The 15,768-nt window shown below is 52.5% G+C and carries 15 protein-coding genes; 5 read left to right on the forward strand and 10 right to left on the reverse strand.

The features are described 5' to 3' along the window. Nucleotides 1-13: 13 nt before the first annotated feature. The 4 genes from SynBIOSU31_RS07385 to SynBIOSU31_RS07400 all read left to right on the forward strand — a co-directional run bounded on the left by SynBIOSU31_RS07385 (nucleotide 14) and on the right by SynBIOSU31_RS07400 (nucleotide 3,384). Nucleotides 14-1,342 (forward strand): O-acetylhomoserine aminocarboxypropyltransferase/cysteine synthase family protein, encoded by a 1,329-nt coding sequence (locus SynBIOSU31_RS07385; protein WP_186488853.1) that lies wholly within the window; start codon nucleotides 14-16, stop codon nucleotides 1,340-1,342. Nucleotides 1,343-1,357: 15 nt separating this feature from the next. Further along, on the forward strand, nucleotides 1,358-2,251 hold the full coding sequence (locus SynBIOSU31_RS07390; protein WP_186488854.1) for a homoserine O-succinyltransferase: 894 nt from the start codon (nucleotides 1,358-1,360) through the stop codon (nucleotides 2,249-2,251). 18 nt (nucleotides 2,252-2,269) lie between these two features. Further along, nucleotides 2,270-2,512, forward strand: a complete 243-nt coding sequence (locus tag SynBIOSU31_RS07395) for a hypothetical protein (RefSeq protein WP_186488855.1) — start codon at nucleotides 2,270-2,272, stop codon at nucleotides 2,510-2,512. 335 nt (nucleotides 2,513-2,847) lie between these two features. Next, nucleotides 2,848-3,384: a hypothetical protein gene (locus tag SynBIOSU31_RS07400; RefSeq protein ID WP_186488857.1), complete on the forward strand. Its 537-nt coding sequence runs from the start codon at nucleotides 2,848-2,850 to the stop codon at nucleotides 3,382-3,384. An 86-nt stretch (nucleotides 3,385-3,470) separates the two neighbouring features. On the opposite strand, the gene SynBIOSU31_RS07405 is transcribed toward SynBIOSU31_RS07400, so the two are convergent. From SynBIOSU31_RS07405 to SynBIOSU31_RS07445, 9 genes are all read right to left on the reverse strand, one after another. Then, complete coding sequence (locus SynBIOSU31_RS07405) at nucleotides 3,471-3,911, reverse strand: tetratricopeptide repeat protein (protein ID WP_186488859.1); 441 nt, start codon at nucleotides 3,909-3,911, stop codon at nucleotides 3,471-3,473. 244 nt (nucleotides 3,912-4,155) lie between these two features. Beyond that, the gene (locus tag SynBIOSU31_RS07410) at nucleotides 4,156-4,524 is read right to left on the reverse strand and encodes a hypothetical protein (RefSeq protein ID WP_186488861.1); all 369 of its coding nucleotides are present in this window, start codon (nucleotides 4,522-4,524) and stop codon (nucleotides 4,156-4,158) included. 981 nt (nucleotides 4,525-5,505) lie between these two features. Then, nucleotides 5,506-6,462 (reverse strand): c-type cytochrome biogenesis protein CcsB, encoded by a 957-nt coding sequence (gene ccsB, locus SynBIOSU31_RS07415; RefSeq protein ID WP_186488863.1) that lies wholly within the window; start codon nucleotides 6,460-6,462, stop codon nucleotides 5,506-5,508. A gap of 49 nt (nucleotides 6,463-6,511) precedes the next feature. Then, a complete protein-coding gene (locus SynBIOSU31_RS07420) occupies nucleotides 6,512-7,675 on the reverse strand; it encodes an LptF/LptG family permease (RefSeq protein WP_186488865.1) in 1,164 nt (387 codons plus the stop codon). Then, nucleotides 7,672-8,400, reverse strand: a complete 729-nt coding sequence (gene lptB, locus SynBIOSU31_RS07425) for an LPS export ABC transporter ATP-binding protein (RefSeq protein ID WP_186488867.1) — start codon at nucleotides 8,398-8,400, stop codon at nucleotides 7,672-7,674. The genes SynBIOSU31_RS07420 and lptB overlap by 4 nt, the downstream gene beginning before the upstream one ends. Next, nucleotides 8,397-8,837 (reverse strand): LptA/OstA family protein, encoded by a 441-nt coding sequence (locus tag SynBIOSU31_RS07430; RefSeq protein WP_370593610.1) that lies wholly within the window; start codon nucleotides 8,835-8,837, stop codon nucleotides 8,397-8,399. Before SynBIOSU31_RS07430 ends, lptB begins: the two co-directional genes overlap by 4 nt. 69 nt (nucleotides 8,838-8,906) lie before the next feature. Beyond that, nucleotides 8,907-9,266, reverse strand: coding sequence for a DUF309 domain-containing protein (locus SynBIOSU31_RS07435; protein WP_186488869.1), 360 nt, complete (start codon nucleotides 9,264-9,266; stop codon nucleotides 8,907-8,909). Continuing rightward, nucleotides 9,263-11,065, reverse strand: coding sequence for a translational GTPase TypA (gene typA / locus SynBIOSU31_RS07440; RefSeq protein WP_186488871.1), 1,803 nt, complete (start codon nucleotides 11,063-11,065; stop codon nucleotides 9,263-9,265). Before typA ends, SynBIOSU31_RS07435 begins: the two co-directional genes overlap by 4 nt. 183 nt (nucleotides 11,066-11,248) lie before the next feature. Continuing rightward, nucleotides 11,249-12,001 carry a M15 family metallopeptidase gene (locus tag SynBIOSU31_RS07445; protein WP_186492920.1) on the reverse strand — a complete coding sequence of 251 codons (753 nt, stop codon included), beginning with the start codon at nucleotides 11,999-12,001 and terminating at the stop codon, nucleotides 11,249-11,251. Nucleotides 12,002-12,109: 108 nt separating this feature from the next. Between SynBIOSU31_RS07445 and chlP the strand changes: the two genes are divergently transcribed. Next, entirely contained in the window at nucleotides 12,110-13,483 is a 1,374-nt protein-coding gene (gene chlP, locus SynBIOSU31_RS07450; RefSeq protein WP_186488873.1) for a geranylgeranyl reductase, read from the forward strand. Between the two features lie 45 nt (nucleotides 13,484-13,528). Here the strand turns inward: chlP and glyS are convergent, their stop codons facing one another. After that, nucleotides 13,529-15,688, reverse strand: a complete 2,160-nt coding sequence (glyS, locus tag SynBIOSU31_RS07455; protein ID WP_186488875.1) for a glycine--tRNA ligase subunit beta — start codon at nucleotides 15,686-15,688, stop codon at nucleotides 13,529-13,531. Nucleotides 15,689-15,768 lie beyond the last annotated feature (80 nt).

Consider the following 15,768-nt stretch of genomic DNA (forward strand, 5'->3'; position numbering starts at 1 on the left):
CTCTGCGATCGCCGTGACGGATCAGCGCTTTGAGACCCTGCAACTACACGCGGGACAGGTCCCTGATCCCACAACAAATTCAAGGGCGGTGCCGATCTATCAGACCAGTTCCTACGTCTTCAATGACGCGGAACACGGCGCCAACCTTTTCGGTCTGAAGGAATTCGGGAACATCTATACCCGGTTGATGAATCCGACAACGGATGTCTTCGAAAAGCGCGTAGCTGCTCTTGAAGGAGGTGTGGCAGCGCTTGCCACAGCATCGGGGCAATCGGCTCAGTTCCTGGCGATCACCAACTGCATGCAGGCTGGAGATAATTTCGTCTCCACCTCATTCCTCTATGGCGGGACGTACAACCAGTTCAAAGTCCAATTCCCCCGCCTCGGCATCAACGTCAAGTTCGCTGAGGGAGACGATGTCGCCAGTTTTGCTGCACAGATCGACGACAACAGCAAGGCGATTTACGTGGAAGCGATGGGCAACCCGCGCTTCAATATTCCTGATTTTGAGGGGCTGTCAGCCCTCGCCAAGGAACGAGGGATTCCCCTGATCGTTGACAACACCCTCGGCGCCTGCGGGGCATTGCTGCGCCCGATCGAACACGGTGCTGACGTGGTGGTAGAGAGTGCCACCAAATGGATTGGAGGCCATGGCACCAGCCTTGGTGGAGTGATCGTTGATGCAGGCACTTTCAATTGGGGCAACGGCAAATTCCCGTTGATGAGCCAGCCAAGCGCCGCATATCACGGTCTTGTGCACTGGGATGCCTTCGGCTTCGGTAGTGACATCTGCAAAATGCTGGGGCTACCGGACGATCGAAACATTGCTTTTGCGTTGAGAGCCCGAGTGGAGGGTTTACGTGACTGGGGGCCCGCTGTCAGTCCTTTCAACAGCTTTCTACTTCTGCAAGGTCTGGAAACACTGAGTCTGCGTGTCGAACGGCATGCTCAAAACGCCATGGAGCTGGCGACATGGCTGCAACAACATCCGAAGGTCACAGGTGTCAGCTATCCAGGATTGTCTAGCGATCCCTACCACTCAGCGGCCAAGAAATATCTCACCGACCGAGGGATGGGCTGCATGCTGATGTTCTCGCTCAAGGGCGGATATGAGGATGCCGTGCACTTCATCGACAGTCTGAAACTGGCGAGCCACCTCGCCAACGTGGGGGATGCCAAGACATTGGTCATTCATCCGGCATCCACCACTCACCAGCAACTGAGTGAAGCTGAGCAGGCATCCGCCGGTGTGACACCAACGATGGTGAGGGTTTCAGTGGGTCTGGAGCACATCGATGACATCAAGGACGACTTTGAACAGGCCCTCACATCAGGTGCCTGACCGGAGGGTTGTGACATGGCTCTGATCCTCCCGGCCAACTATCACAAGATCACAGCCGTAGAGCGCAATCGAATTTCCTGGATCAAACCAGAACAGGCAGAGCGTCAAGATATCCGGCCTTTAAGGATCGGAATTCTGAACATCATGCCGCTGGGTAAACAGTACGAATTCAACCTCTTGCATCCTCTGGGACTGTCAGTACTTCAAATCGAACCAATCTGGATTCGATTGAAAACACATGCCTACAAAAGCTGGGACCAATCTCACCTCGACGGCCTTTACAAGAGCTGGGAGGAGGCGAATGCCAAAGGGCCTCTGGATGGACTGATTATCACCGGCGCACCTGTTGAACATCTCGATTTTGAGGAGGTTACATACTGGTCAGAATTCGTGAAACTGGTTGATGAAGCACGCATCAGCTGTGCCAGCACCCTTGGCTTGTGTTGGGCCGGATTTGCCTTGGCCTATTTGGCTGGGGTGAAGAAAGTGGCGCTACAGCAAAAACTGTTCGGCGTCTTTCCGATGCGAAGCCTCGTACCAGGCCATTCATTGATGGGAACACAGAACGATCAGTTCCTCTGCCCCCAGAGTCGCTACGCCACACTTCCGGACACATCCATGGAGGCAGCTCAACGACAGGGACGTCTGCGATTGCTGGCGCATGGAGAGTCGGTCGGCTACACCATTTTCGAAACACCAGATCAACGACAGCTGATGCATCTCGGACACCCCGAGTACAACGTTGACAGAATTCTGGCCGAAATGGAACGAGATAAAGCCCGCGGAGATGTTCCCCCTCCACAAAACTTTGATGCCGACCATCCCCAAACTCTCTGGAGATCTCACCGAAATCTTCTTTTTCAACAATGGCTGTGGTTCTGTTATCAGCGCGTAAGTTTTCAGGCGTGAGCAAAGCCAAAAACCTGCATGCATCCTCTCGAAATCATTGGTGAATGGCGAAGACGTTGGTTCGGATGGCTTCCGATCCAAAAGCGATGGGAGCGCTCAGCGAAGGATGTAGCACCTCAGCAACAAGACGATTGGTTACTAGAGCCCATCAATCAACGAGAAGCATCAGCGCTGTTCCCGCATCTCAGCAAGGAACGAGCCATCCTTCAATACCAGAAAATGCGACTTCACATGCGTGAACAAACCGATCGAGGTTTCTGATCAGATTCAGAAGTGCCTCAGGACTACATCCGCATTCCAACCAATATTGTTTTAATTCATCAAATCACCGTCAATTATAGATTGGTTCATCAGTGCAAAAACATAATTTAAAACCATCAAACAAAATAGACTTGAAAGTTGCAGCAAGGACAAGACCACCTCTTGAGTCACAGAATGAAGCTCAGATTGATTATTTTGATACATAAAGAGGCTCAAGATCAAACACAAAGCAAAATTTGCACAGGCATGAGGCGCCTGCTGGATCAAGATAAAAATGGACACACTCCCAATCAAACCAACTCACGTCAGCCGGACTGGTTCGCCATAATCATTCAATGAAAAATTTGTTGTTCAAATTCCTTGGCCCTCTGCTCGCAATCGCAGGTGTACTGGGATTAACAGGCTCATCGATTCTTTGGAACTTTCAAGGTCGCTCCCTAGGACTCCCTGCCATAGTGCTGTCCTTATTGATTCTTGCTGTGGGTGTTGTACTGCTGCGTCCCCTTCAACCAGCGGCTACGTCAGAGGCCAACGAAATCACCAAAACCAAAAATACACAAGCTCAGACAACAGTTCCGAAGGGAAACAGACTTGAAACTGATGAGATTCCGAGTGAAAATCCAATTGAAATTAATTCAGAAGTTAGCCAGTTAGATAATCTACTTGAAACTCAAAAGCCATCGCTGACAACAGCTGAAGCGATCGCAGCAGAACTTGCTGCCGCAGAAGCAGAGAAACCAAAACTTGTCTTGATGAATTTTGCTCCAGACGCACTTCGTCCGGGCAATTCAATCCGCTTCAATAAGCGAGTACCTGGCCGAAATTTATCGGGTTTTCGGGACATGGCATCCGATCTCTTTAAAACGTCCTAACTAATCATTTTCTTATGTATCTTTATATTCGTTTTATTCATACATTAGTTTACGGCATTATCAATTGATTATTCACAGAAAAAGAATTATTGACAATATTTTCGCGAAAAGGCTATTGCTTGCTGATTGCCTAGCTCGGTAGCTTTATCCCAGTCTGAACAAGCCTTTTTAAGATTATTCGCCATTTCCATTGCCATTCCATGGTTGAAAAAAGCAGTGCCGTCAGCAGGATTAATCTGAATAGCAACATCAAAATCCAGGATCGCTCCAGCTAAATCTCCTAACCGAGCCTTGGCGATGCCACGACTCCCGAAGGATTCGGCACTACTTGAATCAAGCTCAATAGACTTATTGTAATCTAAAATTGAGCCCTCAAATTCGCCATATTTTGCTTTAGCAACACCTCGGTATTGATAAGCAGCTGCATTGGTTGGATCAAGTTCAATTGCCTTATTGATTTCAATTAATGCGCCACGGTAATCACCAGCCTCGGATTTTTTTGCCCCATCCATGAGATAAGAATCCACATCAATAGCAATGACTGATGAGACAAAAGAGAGCTGACATAGCAATAACGACACCAAAAGAATTCTTAAGGGCATTTGTTGGCATGACATACTCATCCCCATCGTAGGCAAGAGTCTAAAAGAGTAAACTAACAGAGCTGTGGTGTGGACAAAACAAAGCAGCGATGGAACACCGCGTAGAAGAGATGGCTGCTTAAAGCCTCAGTCACGACTCATCCAGGAACCAAAGATGACAAATGTCTCTTCAACCTTGCGTAATCGGCTCATGATCAATCAACACTAACTTCCAATTATTCGGATCATACTCACCATCGCTAAACATGATGTTAGAGGCTTCATCGAGGCTTGATGCTTCGACCTCAACCGTTTGTTCGAGTTTCGGGTTTACGAATGAATAGATATGACCTTCTTCGTAGTAAGCAAATGGCATGGATGGCATCTTTGAGTCAGGAAGCCATTCATCACGCTCAATAATATTTTTTGTGATCTCCTCAATCATTTTCAAGGTATCAAGATCACCGTCCTCAAAATAGCCTTGCCAATTCATCTCTGCCCATTTGCCGTTATCTTCCATATAAAGTGCATAAGACTTGTCATGGGTTGACTCTCTCATTAAACAGAAATTTTCCCCGCAGTATTTGTATTCGGCCGACTGAAGCTTCGTATTCGTTGACATCAAAGGTGATTGGATTAGTTTGCAGATGAATTCACAAATATTATTTGATCATGAAAAGACAGAATTTAACAGTTGAGTCGTCTGACCGCTTCTAACCATGGGGAGCAAATTGGGAGCAGAGAGTTATAAAGTTTACCGACAAATAAACTAAATTGAGGGCAAGCAAAGCCTAAAACAGCAATTTTTCAACGATTCTTTGACACCAATAGCCTCATAACTCATTGCGATTAAGTCAATTATATACTCAGTTGTAGTAACGGCGGCCCATATGATCTCTCTATTATTGGGCGAGAGCCCTTAGGGTTGGTTACCGAAGCTCCAAAAGACTTCAGGAGAAGGACAAGGGGAGACGTCAAGGGTAAGTTGATCGAATCGAACCAAGCTCTAGGAGTCATGCCTCAGAGCAACACCTGTGCCTTAATCAAAGAATCAGAAAACTTTGTACTTGTTGATTGGCACAAACATAGCAACGACAATACTTAAATTCTTCTAGCGTGTGAAGCCTTTCCCATCTATCAACATCACAAACCAGATGAGACCATGCCAGAATCAATACTGAAAGGTGCTTGCTACATTGTCAACATCAATGACGGCCATTTCCTGATAGAGATCAACTCATTCGACAATTACGCTGATGCTTTAGAACAATTCAATCAAACAATTAAACTAGGATCTTTCGGAAGGTGGAAGGAAGTATATCTAGAAGGAAAAGATAGAGCAGGCCAGTTCGTTGATGTTTATTGCATTCATTACTTTGGCCGACACTAATGTACATTATGACTAGCCTATGGCAACAACTGCTAAAATGAGATACCGGAAAAATTGATAGAGATACAAAGCACTTTCATTTTCTGCCAAAAACAGTACGTAAAACTTTAGTTCATAGGTGCCTTATCAGAAAAAACTATTACTTACGAGTCACTCAAAGAACCAGCCATAGCTGTGTAAGCCAATGCCTAAAAGGTTGACTCCGATGTAACACACAACGATTACCACTAAGCCTGAAGCCGCAACAAGCGCTGGACGCCGACCCTGCCATCCCCTACTGAGACGTGTGTGCAGATAGGCGGCATATACCAACCAGCAAATCAACGCCCAAGTTTCCTTCGGATCCCAACTCCACCAACTTCCCCAGGCTTCATTAGCCCAAACGGCACCGCTGATGATGCCCACGGTGAGCAACAAGAATCCCACCGTGATCGTGCGGTAACTCAGGCTGTCGAGCTGCTCTGTACGGCTGAAATGAATGGATGAAAGCTGAACTTCAGGTGGGTTCTGAACGGCAACACCTCCTTCTATGGATAGCACTTTCGGTCTTCGATAGGCACCGGTTCCAATAGAGCTGCTGCGAAGTTCCAGCTCTTCATCACGGTCGGTCAGCAAAACGGCAACTGACAGCAGAGACCCCACCATGAGGGCCGCATAGCTCACCATGATCACACTGACATGCATCACTAACCAGCTGCTACGCAGGGCGGGCACGAGCGGTGATGCCTGCTGGAGCTGATCAGGGAGTGCAAAGCTCGCAAAAGCAATGCAGCCAAGCCCCATGGGTGTTGCGGCAGCTGCAACAAGAGGTGATGACCAATTGCGTTCAACCAGCAGCTGAGTGAGCGTGCATGCCCAGGCCAGAAAGCAAAGCGATTCGTAGAGATTGCTGATCGGAAAATGTCCGGATTGCCACCAGCGCAGAACGAGCTGAGCTGTCAGTAACAAGTTGGAGAGTGCGATCAGTGACCGCACCCCACTGGAGCTCCGACCATTGGACAGTGCCCAAAAACTCCAGGGCAAAGCAATCAAGAGAAAGCCAAAGGCCAACAGACCCAGAAACAGAACGGGTTCCGAGACGATCACTTGCAGACCGGAAAACCCCATTAAGTACCTCGGACGACAGACTCATTGACGTTGATTCTGACGGTCTGGCTCATCGACTGGCCTGTCGTAGTAAGAAACCGCCACCCCCGAGGCAGATGATGATCGGGCTCCAGGCCGCGAGTATTGGTGTGAGAGTCCCTTGAACACCTAGGGCACTGAAGCTTGAAGCGAGCAAGTAATACGTCAATATCATCACGATACTGAGCGCAAAACCCTGTCCACGATTGGTTCGATTATTGGGTTTGGCACCCAGGCTTGCTCCAATCAATCCGAAAACAAGGCACGCCATCGGAAAAGTAAATTTCTCCTGAATCCGAACCTGTAATTTCCTGGCTCCCTTCAAATCACCAGAGTTTTGAAGGAGCTGCTCAGCCTGCAGCGCCTCAGACACAGTCATATTGCGTGCATCCTTGGGAAGTTTGGCGATCCTGATCGGTGCTGCACTAAGGGGATACATGTATCGATCGAAATCTGCAGAAGTGGTGCTCCCTGAAGGCGTGAGCGTCAGGATCTGGCCATTCATAAATTCCCACTTAGCTTCCTGTTGGTTCCATTCAGCGCTCTCCGCCTGCAACATCTGTGTAAAACCAACCCGTGAAAAATCAAGGAGGGTGACCTTGATCATCGTGCCATCTCGAAATTTGCCCGCATAAAAAAGCTGGACCAACCCCTTTTTCGAGGAACCATCGGGCTGCTCTAGCCGTCCAAATCGAGAATAAATAATGTCATCCCCCCCCGATGCAATGGCAGAGCCAAGAGCACTACTCAGGGTTAACTCCGCCGATCGATTACTACGAGGCACCAAGACATCGTTGAACAGAAAGGTGAGGTTCGTCATCACAAAAGCCAGCACCAGTGCAGGAACAATCATGCGAGTGGACGTCACACCAACACTGCGAAGTGCTGTGAGTTCGCTGTTGCTAGAGAGACGGCCATACGCCAGCAACGTCGCGAACAAAGTCGCCATCGGAAAAGAAAGGACAAGAAAGCTCGGCAGACGCTGTAAGAGCACCTGCATGGCAATCAACACAGGCAGATTTTTTTCAGAAATCAAACGAACCAGCTCGAAGAGAGCCCCCACAGTGATGGCGAGCACCGTGAACATCGCAATGGCGAACAGAAGAGGTCCTATCAACTCACCGAACAGCCAGCGATCAAGGAGCGGAATCCTGCGCAACTGCGTTTGGATTCTTCGAATCAAAACCTCGATCACAGTTGAAATCCCTCACCGAGGTAATGACGACGAACCAGTGGGTCTGAGGCCACCTGATCCGATAAACCTGAGGCCAAAACGCTTCCATCCGTGAGGATGTAAGCCCGGTCCGTGATGGCCAGAGTTTCCCTCACGTTGTGATCGGTGATCAGAATTCCCATCCCGCGTTGGCGCAGTGCCTGAATCAGTTGCTGCAGATCAGCAACCGCAAGGGGATCGACCCCGGCGAAGGGCTCATCCAGCAGCAGATAACGTGGTCCTTCAAGGCCGACCGCCAAGGCACGGGCTACCTCGCAACGGCGACGTTCACCGCCGGATAGCTGAAAACCCTTGCGAGTAAGAAACGGCTGAAGATGAAAATCCTCGATCAGTTGATGTAGCCGCTCGCGCGCCTGAGGCTTAGCTAATCCGGATTGAGACAGAACGAGTTCAAGATTTTCGCGAACTGTTAACTGCCGAAAAACACTCGGCTCCTGCGGCAGATAACCGATCCCAAGACGTGCACGCTGAGGCATAGGAAGACTGGCCACAGGATGACCATCCATTAACACCTCTCCCTGATCAGGCTTGAGCAAACCGATAACGAGATTAAAACTGGTGGTTTTACCAGCACCGTTTGGGCCCAGCAGACCAATCACTTCACCCGGCTCCAGGGTCAGCGTGAGGTCTTTCACCAAAGGCCGACCTCCCAAGGAGAGAGAGACCCGATTGAGACTGAGACTCATGGCGTCAGCGGGGTCTGCGCAGGCTGAGAAGGTCGCAGGATCATGGTGGCGCGCACCTGCCCGCCACTCAGTGGTACCGCTACAGCCCGTTCATCCTCAAGGTCGTAGGTCACACGTTCAGCCCTGAGTTCGCTGCCATCTTCCTGCACGACGTCGACATCACCACTCAGCACCAGACGTCCCTCACGGCTGAAGTACTGAGCCTGACGTGACGTCGACACCATTCCGCGGGAAGGGTAAACAATGCGGACATTCCCGATAGCAGTGACCACACCCGAAACGTTGTCAGCCGTCTGTCTGTCGGATTCGATGGTGATTAAGCCATCGTCGGCCGGCGGACCCTTTAAGGGTGCAATCGACTCCTGTGCCATGGAAGGTCTGGCCAAGGCAAGAACCAGGCCCACGCAACAGATCACGGAACCACGAAGCACAGTCATCGATCGCTGAAACGGTGGAAACACGATCGGTCTACGTGCTTAGAAATTGATGGGTCATAGTCTCACGAATCACTCCGCTGCAAGCAGTCGGGGTGGCGGTAGGACCTCCGGGTCTGCATCAGACTGAAGAGCGTTCAAGCGATCAGCAACGGCCGTGTACAACGCCGTGAGATCAAGCCCCAGAGCACTGGGCAATGAAGGCTTGAGACGCCCAATGCCCTCGCCAAGAAGAATGGTTGCTCCGCGCGTATTACCCCGCTCGAGGTGAACATGAGCAACAGCGATCTGCACGATCGCCTGAATCAACTTGCGGTCTGGATCCATCTGCTCGTGCCAGATTTCCTCAAAGGCATCGTGAGCTTCGTACCAGGCTCCGGAGTTGAACAGTTCCAGAGCCTGAGGGAATCGGGGATCATCGGCAAGGTTCAACGCTTGGCCATCTTCTTCGCAGGAAGTTTGCGTAGACGAATCGATTCAGGAGTGACCTCAAGCATTTCGCCGGGCCCGATGTATTCCAGGGCACGCTCCAGAGTCATCTGAACGGGAGATTGCAGGGTGTCGAGTTCTTCAGCACCAGCTGACCGCATGTTGGTGAGCTGCTTCGACTTACAAACATTGAGCTCAAGATCCTGAGGGCGATTGTTTTCGCCAATAATCATTCCTTTGTAGACCTTGGTTCCAGGTGTAATGAAGAACTGACCACGATCTTCGGCATTTTTGAGAGCGTAGAAGGTGGCAGTACCCTCCTCAAAAGCGATCAACACACCGTTACGGCGGGTGTCGAAATCACCTGTCATCGGACGATATTCAAAGAAGGAATGGCTCATGATCCCTTCACCGCGCGTTGCACGGATGAATTCACCGCGGAAACCGATCAAGCCACGGGAAGGAACAACGAACTCCAGCTGGGTTCGGCCATCAGAACTGGTCTCCATGTTCTGCATCTCGGCCTTGCGGGTTCCCAGCTTTTCGATGCAACTGCCCACAGCTGCTTCAGGAACGTCCATGACTAGGGTCTCAACAGGCTCGCAGGGAGTGCCGTCGATGGTTCTGAAGATCACTTGCGGCTGAGAGACCTGGAATTCATAACCCTCGCGTCGCATGGTTTCAATCAGGATCCCGAGGTGCAGTTCACCGCGACCACTTACTGCAAAACGATCAGGTGAGTCCGTGTCTTCTACGCGCAGTGCAACGTTGGTCAGCAGCTCTCGCTGAAGACGGTCGCGCACCTGACGACTGGTCACAAACTTGCCTTCTTTGCCTGCGAAGGGTGAGTCATTGACCACAAAGGTCATCTGCAAGGTTGGCTCATCCACCTTGATCAGAGGTAGAGCCTTGGGTTCATCCGGACAGGCGATCGTTTCGCCAATGTTGACTTCATCGAAACCAGCGACAGCCACCAAATCTCCGGCGCAAGCTTCAGAGATTTCAACGCGCTGCAAGCCTTCGAAACCAAGCAGTTTGCTGATACGGCCCTTTTTTAGGTTGCCGTCATCCTTGATCAGGACAGCATTCTGACCCTGTTTGATCACACCGTTATGCACTCGGCCAATGATGATCCGACCAAGAAAATCGGAGTAATCGAGCGTGGTGATTTGCAGCTGTAGGGGCTTGGTGGCATCGCCCACCGGAGGCGGAACATGGCGGAGGATCGCATCGAAGAGCGGACGCATGTTGTCGCTCTCGGTTTTCATGTCCGGCTTGGCGAAGCCACCCAGGCCACTTCCGAATAAGTAGGGGAAATCGCACTGATCGTCGTCGGCCCCGAGCTCTAAAAACAGATCAAGAACTTTGTCGACAGCGGTCTCAGGATCAACCCGAGCACGATCAATCTTGTTGACAAACACGATCGGACGTAGACCCTGTTCAAGAGCTTTTTTCAAGACAAAGCGGGTCTGAGGCATCGGGCCTTCATTGGCATCAACGATCAGAAGGCAACCGTCCACCATGCCGAGCACACGCTCCACTTCACCGCCGAAATCAGCGTGTCCAGGGGTGTCAACAATGTTGATGCGGGTGTCGTTGTAGGTGACAGCCGTGTTTTTGGACAGAATCGTGATTCCGCGCTCGCGCTCTAGATCATTGGAATCCATGACGCAGGTAGGAACTGCTTCGTTATCACGGAAAATGCCTGACTGAGCCAGCAATGAGTCGACCAGGGTCGTCTTTCCGTGGTCAACGTGGGCGATGATCGCGATATTGCGAATCGCCTTTTGCTGGGCGCTCATAAGGGTCTTTAGGGGGCGGAATGTCACTTAGCGCCCGAAGGCGCAGTCGACGCACCATATCTCAACGTGAGATCGTTTCGGGTCGATGTGGACGGTCTGGCTGAAGGTTGACTCAGATCAGAGCCCCGGATCACAGCGAAATCGTCTGAACTGATCGATCCTGATCAAGGCCAGCGACAACCATCAACCCCCGTTGGCCAGGCGGCGGGCTGGTTCGAACCTTCGCAATGCATCCGCTGAACCTTCGAAACGCCAGTGCCACGGCTCATAGCTGACACCCTGCGAATTCACGGCAGGAAATGAAAGCGTGAAGTGATAACTGGCTGCATGGTCCTGAAGCCAACTGAAGGCAGAAGTCTGTTCAAACGTGGCGGACAGATTCGTGGCCGGGTCGGCCCCATCCCCGAGATCAACCGCATAACCGGTGCTGTGTTCGGAATAACCAGGAGGTGCCGACACCTGAGCGCGCTCCGCAGCCGTTTGATTGCGCTCGGATTTGACATCGAAGAAAATACTTTTCTGCAGTTTCTGGGACCGATAACCGCTCAGCAACCTCAGATCAACTCCATCGGCTGCTGCCGCTCGACGCATGGCATCGAGAGACATGGCGGCATCTCGATGCAATTCAATGCCGGCCTCCACTGGTACCAGTTGATCAACGACGGCTTCCGGGTAAGGGAAATGACCCAGCAAGCGACCATCACGACCTGGCTGTTCATCAATGCCTTCAACGACCTCTGGCTTGGAGCCGAAGGGCAACAGTTCCGGAAGGAACAGAACGGTGGCCAGCGACAGTGAGAAAACAACTCCACAGGCCAGCAGTAGGCCTAGACCACCCCCCCGTTTCGGTTGAGAGGAACGACTGCGGCGAGCGATGGGGATGTCATCGCGGCTGCTCTCTCGCTTCCTGCTGCGGGTGGCGACAGCCCGAGACAAATGCACACTTCAATGTTGTTTCGATCGTAAGGGGGTGCGCCAGCCCCGGGCTGCCGAAAAACAGTTTGAGGTGTAGCTTCAAATCAGAGTCCAGCGGAGTGTGCTGAGATGCTGAGAGTTGCCGTCATCGGTGGAGGTCCGAGCGGATCCTGCGCGGCCGAAGTCCTTGCAAAAGCTGGCATCAGCACTTGGCTGTTCGAGCGCAAACTCGACAACGCCAAACCCTGCGGAGGCGCGATTCCACTTTGCATGGTCGAGGAATTTGAACTTCCCGAATCGATCATCGATCGAAAAGTCCGCAATATGAAGATGATTTCCCCCTCCAACAAGGAGGTGGACATCAGACTTGACCCATTGGGCTACGACAACGATGCCTACATCGGCATGTGTCGTCGTGAGGTTTTTGACGCTTTTCTGCGTAACCGTTCCGCCGATCTCGGAGCGACCCTCGTGAATGCCCTCGTTCAGAAAATCGACACCGGAACTAACCGACAGGGCCCGTACACCCTGCATTACGCCGATTTCAGCAATGGTGGTCCTACCGGTGAGCTGAAGACACTCGAGGTGGATGTGATCATTGGCGCCGACGGCGCCAATTCCCGTGTCGCCAAGGCCATGGATGCCGGCGATTACAACGTGGCCATCGCTTTCCAGGAACGCATCAAGCTGCCTGCTGAGGAGATGACGTACTACGAGGATCTCGCCGAGATGTACGTCGGCACCGATGTTTCCCCAGACTTTTATGCCTGGGTGTTTCCCAAGTTCGACCACGTGGCTGTGGGAACAGGAACAATGCAGCAAAACCAGTCGCTTATCAAAGGCCTTCAGAAAGGGATTCGAGAACGTGCGCGCAAGCGTCTTTTCAAGGGTGAGGTGATCAAGGTCGAAGCCCATCCCATCCCCGAACATCCACGTCCAAGACGTGTCGTGGGTCGAATGGCCCTGGTGGGTGATGCCGCTGGCTATGTCACCAAGAGCTCAGGCGAAGGGATTTACTTCGCTGCCAAAAGCGGGCGAATGTGTGCGGAAGCCATTGTTGAGATCTCAGCGAATGGAAGCCTCATCCCTACGGAAAAGCAGATCAAGTCGACCTACCTAAAACGCTGGGACCGTAAGTACGGCGCCACCTATGCAGTGCTTGACATTCTCCAGAAGATTTTCTACCGGAACGATGCCGCCAGGGAAGCCTTCGTGGAGATGTGCGATGACCGCGATGTTCAGAAGCTCACTTTTGACAGTTACCTGTACAAGCGGGTTGTGATGATGAACCCCTGGCAGCAGATCAAACTCACGCTTCGCACGTTTGGAAGCTTGTTGCGCGGTCAGGCCCTTGCACCGTCTAACTACGGGTCTGTTCCCTCCGCTGTTGGACGGACAGACGGTGATTTCCTGGCAGAGGAAGCGGCCCAAGCGATCAAATCGCAGGCCAGCGAAGACTCAGGTTCGAGCAGTGAAGAGCGTTCAAAAGTCACCACCAGTTGAAGCCATCGTCTGTTGAGCCCAGCAACAGCAGGGCTCAACAGACTTTCACGACTGGATGTTGTCGAAACGCGCCAGAACTGAGGCCTGATTGCGCAGTACGCCAAGCAGGTTCAGACGATTGCGTCTAACAGCATCATCCTCAGCCATCACCATCACGCTGTTCTCACCGTCGAAGAAGGCTTCGAGAGCTCGGGCAGCACCCTGCAGCTCTGAAGCCAGGCCTCGGTAATCACAGGCCTCAGCCAGGGGACTAAGGGTTTGCAACTGCTTCAACAGATCAGACTCACTGGTGGAATTGAACAATGAGGCTTCGATCACTGGCCCCGGGATCAGTTGAGAGCTGTCTAGATCGCCTTTCTCGGCGAGTTTCGATGCACGTTGAACCACTGCTTGAACAGCCTGAAGGCGACCGCTAGTCCGTAGATCCTGCAGCAACAGCAGCCTTTCACGCGCATCAACCGGATCCTGAAGCAGGCGTGCGCTGCTCACACCCTCACCACTCACCGCCTGCACAAGATCGAGGGGAAAACCATCTTCCTCGAATTGAGACACCATGCGTTGCCGTAACAACTGGCCCAAATCATTGGCAAGAGACCCAGCATCGAACTGAAACGCTGGGAATAGACCTGCCCAGTGGTCTGCCGCTGTGCGCAGGAGAGTTTGCAGCGGCAGGCGCCAGCCGCGGTCCCAGAGAATCTGAACAATCCCGTTGCCGGCACGGCGGAGCGCGTAAGGGTCAGAGGATCCAGTTGGGCGTTGACCTTTGGCGAAAATGCTGAACAGAAGCTCCAGGCGCTCGGCCAACGCCAGCAAAGCTCCGGCGTCGCTGGAGGGAGGTGCGTCCCCCGCACCCGCAGGTTGATAGTGCTCAGCCACTGCCAGTGCAACCTCGCGGGGCTCCCCTTCCTCAAGCAAATATTTGCCCCCCATCAGGCCCTGAAGTTCAGGGAATTCACCCACCATCTGGCTGACAAGATCGTTCTTGCAAAGATGGGCCGCACGGCGTCCATGGTCTGCCAGTGAGTCGCAGGTTGCGAAGGCCTCAACCAACCGGTCCATCACCCAGCTGATCCGATCGGTGCGATCAAGCAGGCTGCCTAGCCCTTCGGCAAACGTGACGCGATCGAGCTCCTGACGTCGCTGCTCGCTGCGCTGACGGCGGTCAACATTGAGAAAAAACTCTGCATCCGCGAGTCGGGCGCTGAGAACTCGCTGATTACCGCTGACAATGGTGTTGGAGGCATCAGCCAATCCATTGCCTACCAGCAGAAAATCGGACCGCAACACGTCGCGAGCCTCAAGCTGCAGCGGATCGGCAGTCGCGTTTGGTTGCCGGAGGGGGACATAGCGCTGATGCGACTGCATCACTGTGACAATGACTTCCGGCGGCAAATCCAGATACTGATCTGCGATTTCACCCTTCAGTACGAGCGGGGCTTCCACCAAATCCACCAGCTCCTGAAACAGACTCTCCGGACAATCCGCCTCACCACCGCATAACGCTGCTTCGGCAGCAATGGAACGGCGGATGGTTTCGGCACGCTGATCGCGATCCACCATCACACCGGCTGCAGCAAGACGCTTGGGAAGTTCATCCGCAGACTGCAACTCAGCAAGCTCGTCGTAAAGACGATGACCGCGACTGTGACGACCACTGCGCACGAGGGGGTCGGAGGCATCGAGAGTCACAGGAATCAGGGCCTCACCCAACAGAGCGACAAGCCAACGAACAGGTCGGCTGAATCGCTGCTCTCCACTCCCCCAGCGCATGAACCGACGACCTTGAAGGCTGTCGATCCACTGGGGGATGAAGTCCTGCAACAGAACGGAGCTCTCCCGACCAGGTGTGCGGACACGCGCAAACAGACAGGGACCCTTGGGCGTGTCTCGGGTTTCCAGCTGCGAGGGGTCCACTCCGCAACGCTTGGCAAAACCGATGGCAGCCGGTCCTGGCTGACCGTCAACCAGTGCCTGGGCCACAGGAGGGCCCTTGCGATCTTCCTCCAGATCAGGCTGTGAATCGATGAGATCGCTGATCTGAACAAGCAAACGACGTGGTGTTCCCGTCACCGAGAGCTGTCCATGGTCGAGCCGCAGCTCCTTCAGATCAGTGCGGACTCGCCGCTCCAACTGCTGAAGGGCTGAGCGCACAAAATCGGCTGGTAGTTCCTCGGTGCCGATCTCCAGCAAAAACGTGTTTGCCACTCCACGTGCCAATGCAGGTGGCGACTTTATGAGACGCCGCTTCGCTAGTTTCAAATGCAACAACGGTGTCCATGTGAGCG

The organism is Synechococcus sp. BIOS-U3-1 (assembly GCF_014279975.1).
GTDB lineage: Bacteria > Cyanobacteriota > Cyanobacteriia > PCC-6307 > Cyanobiaceae > Synechococcus_C.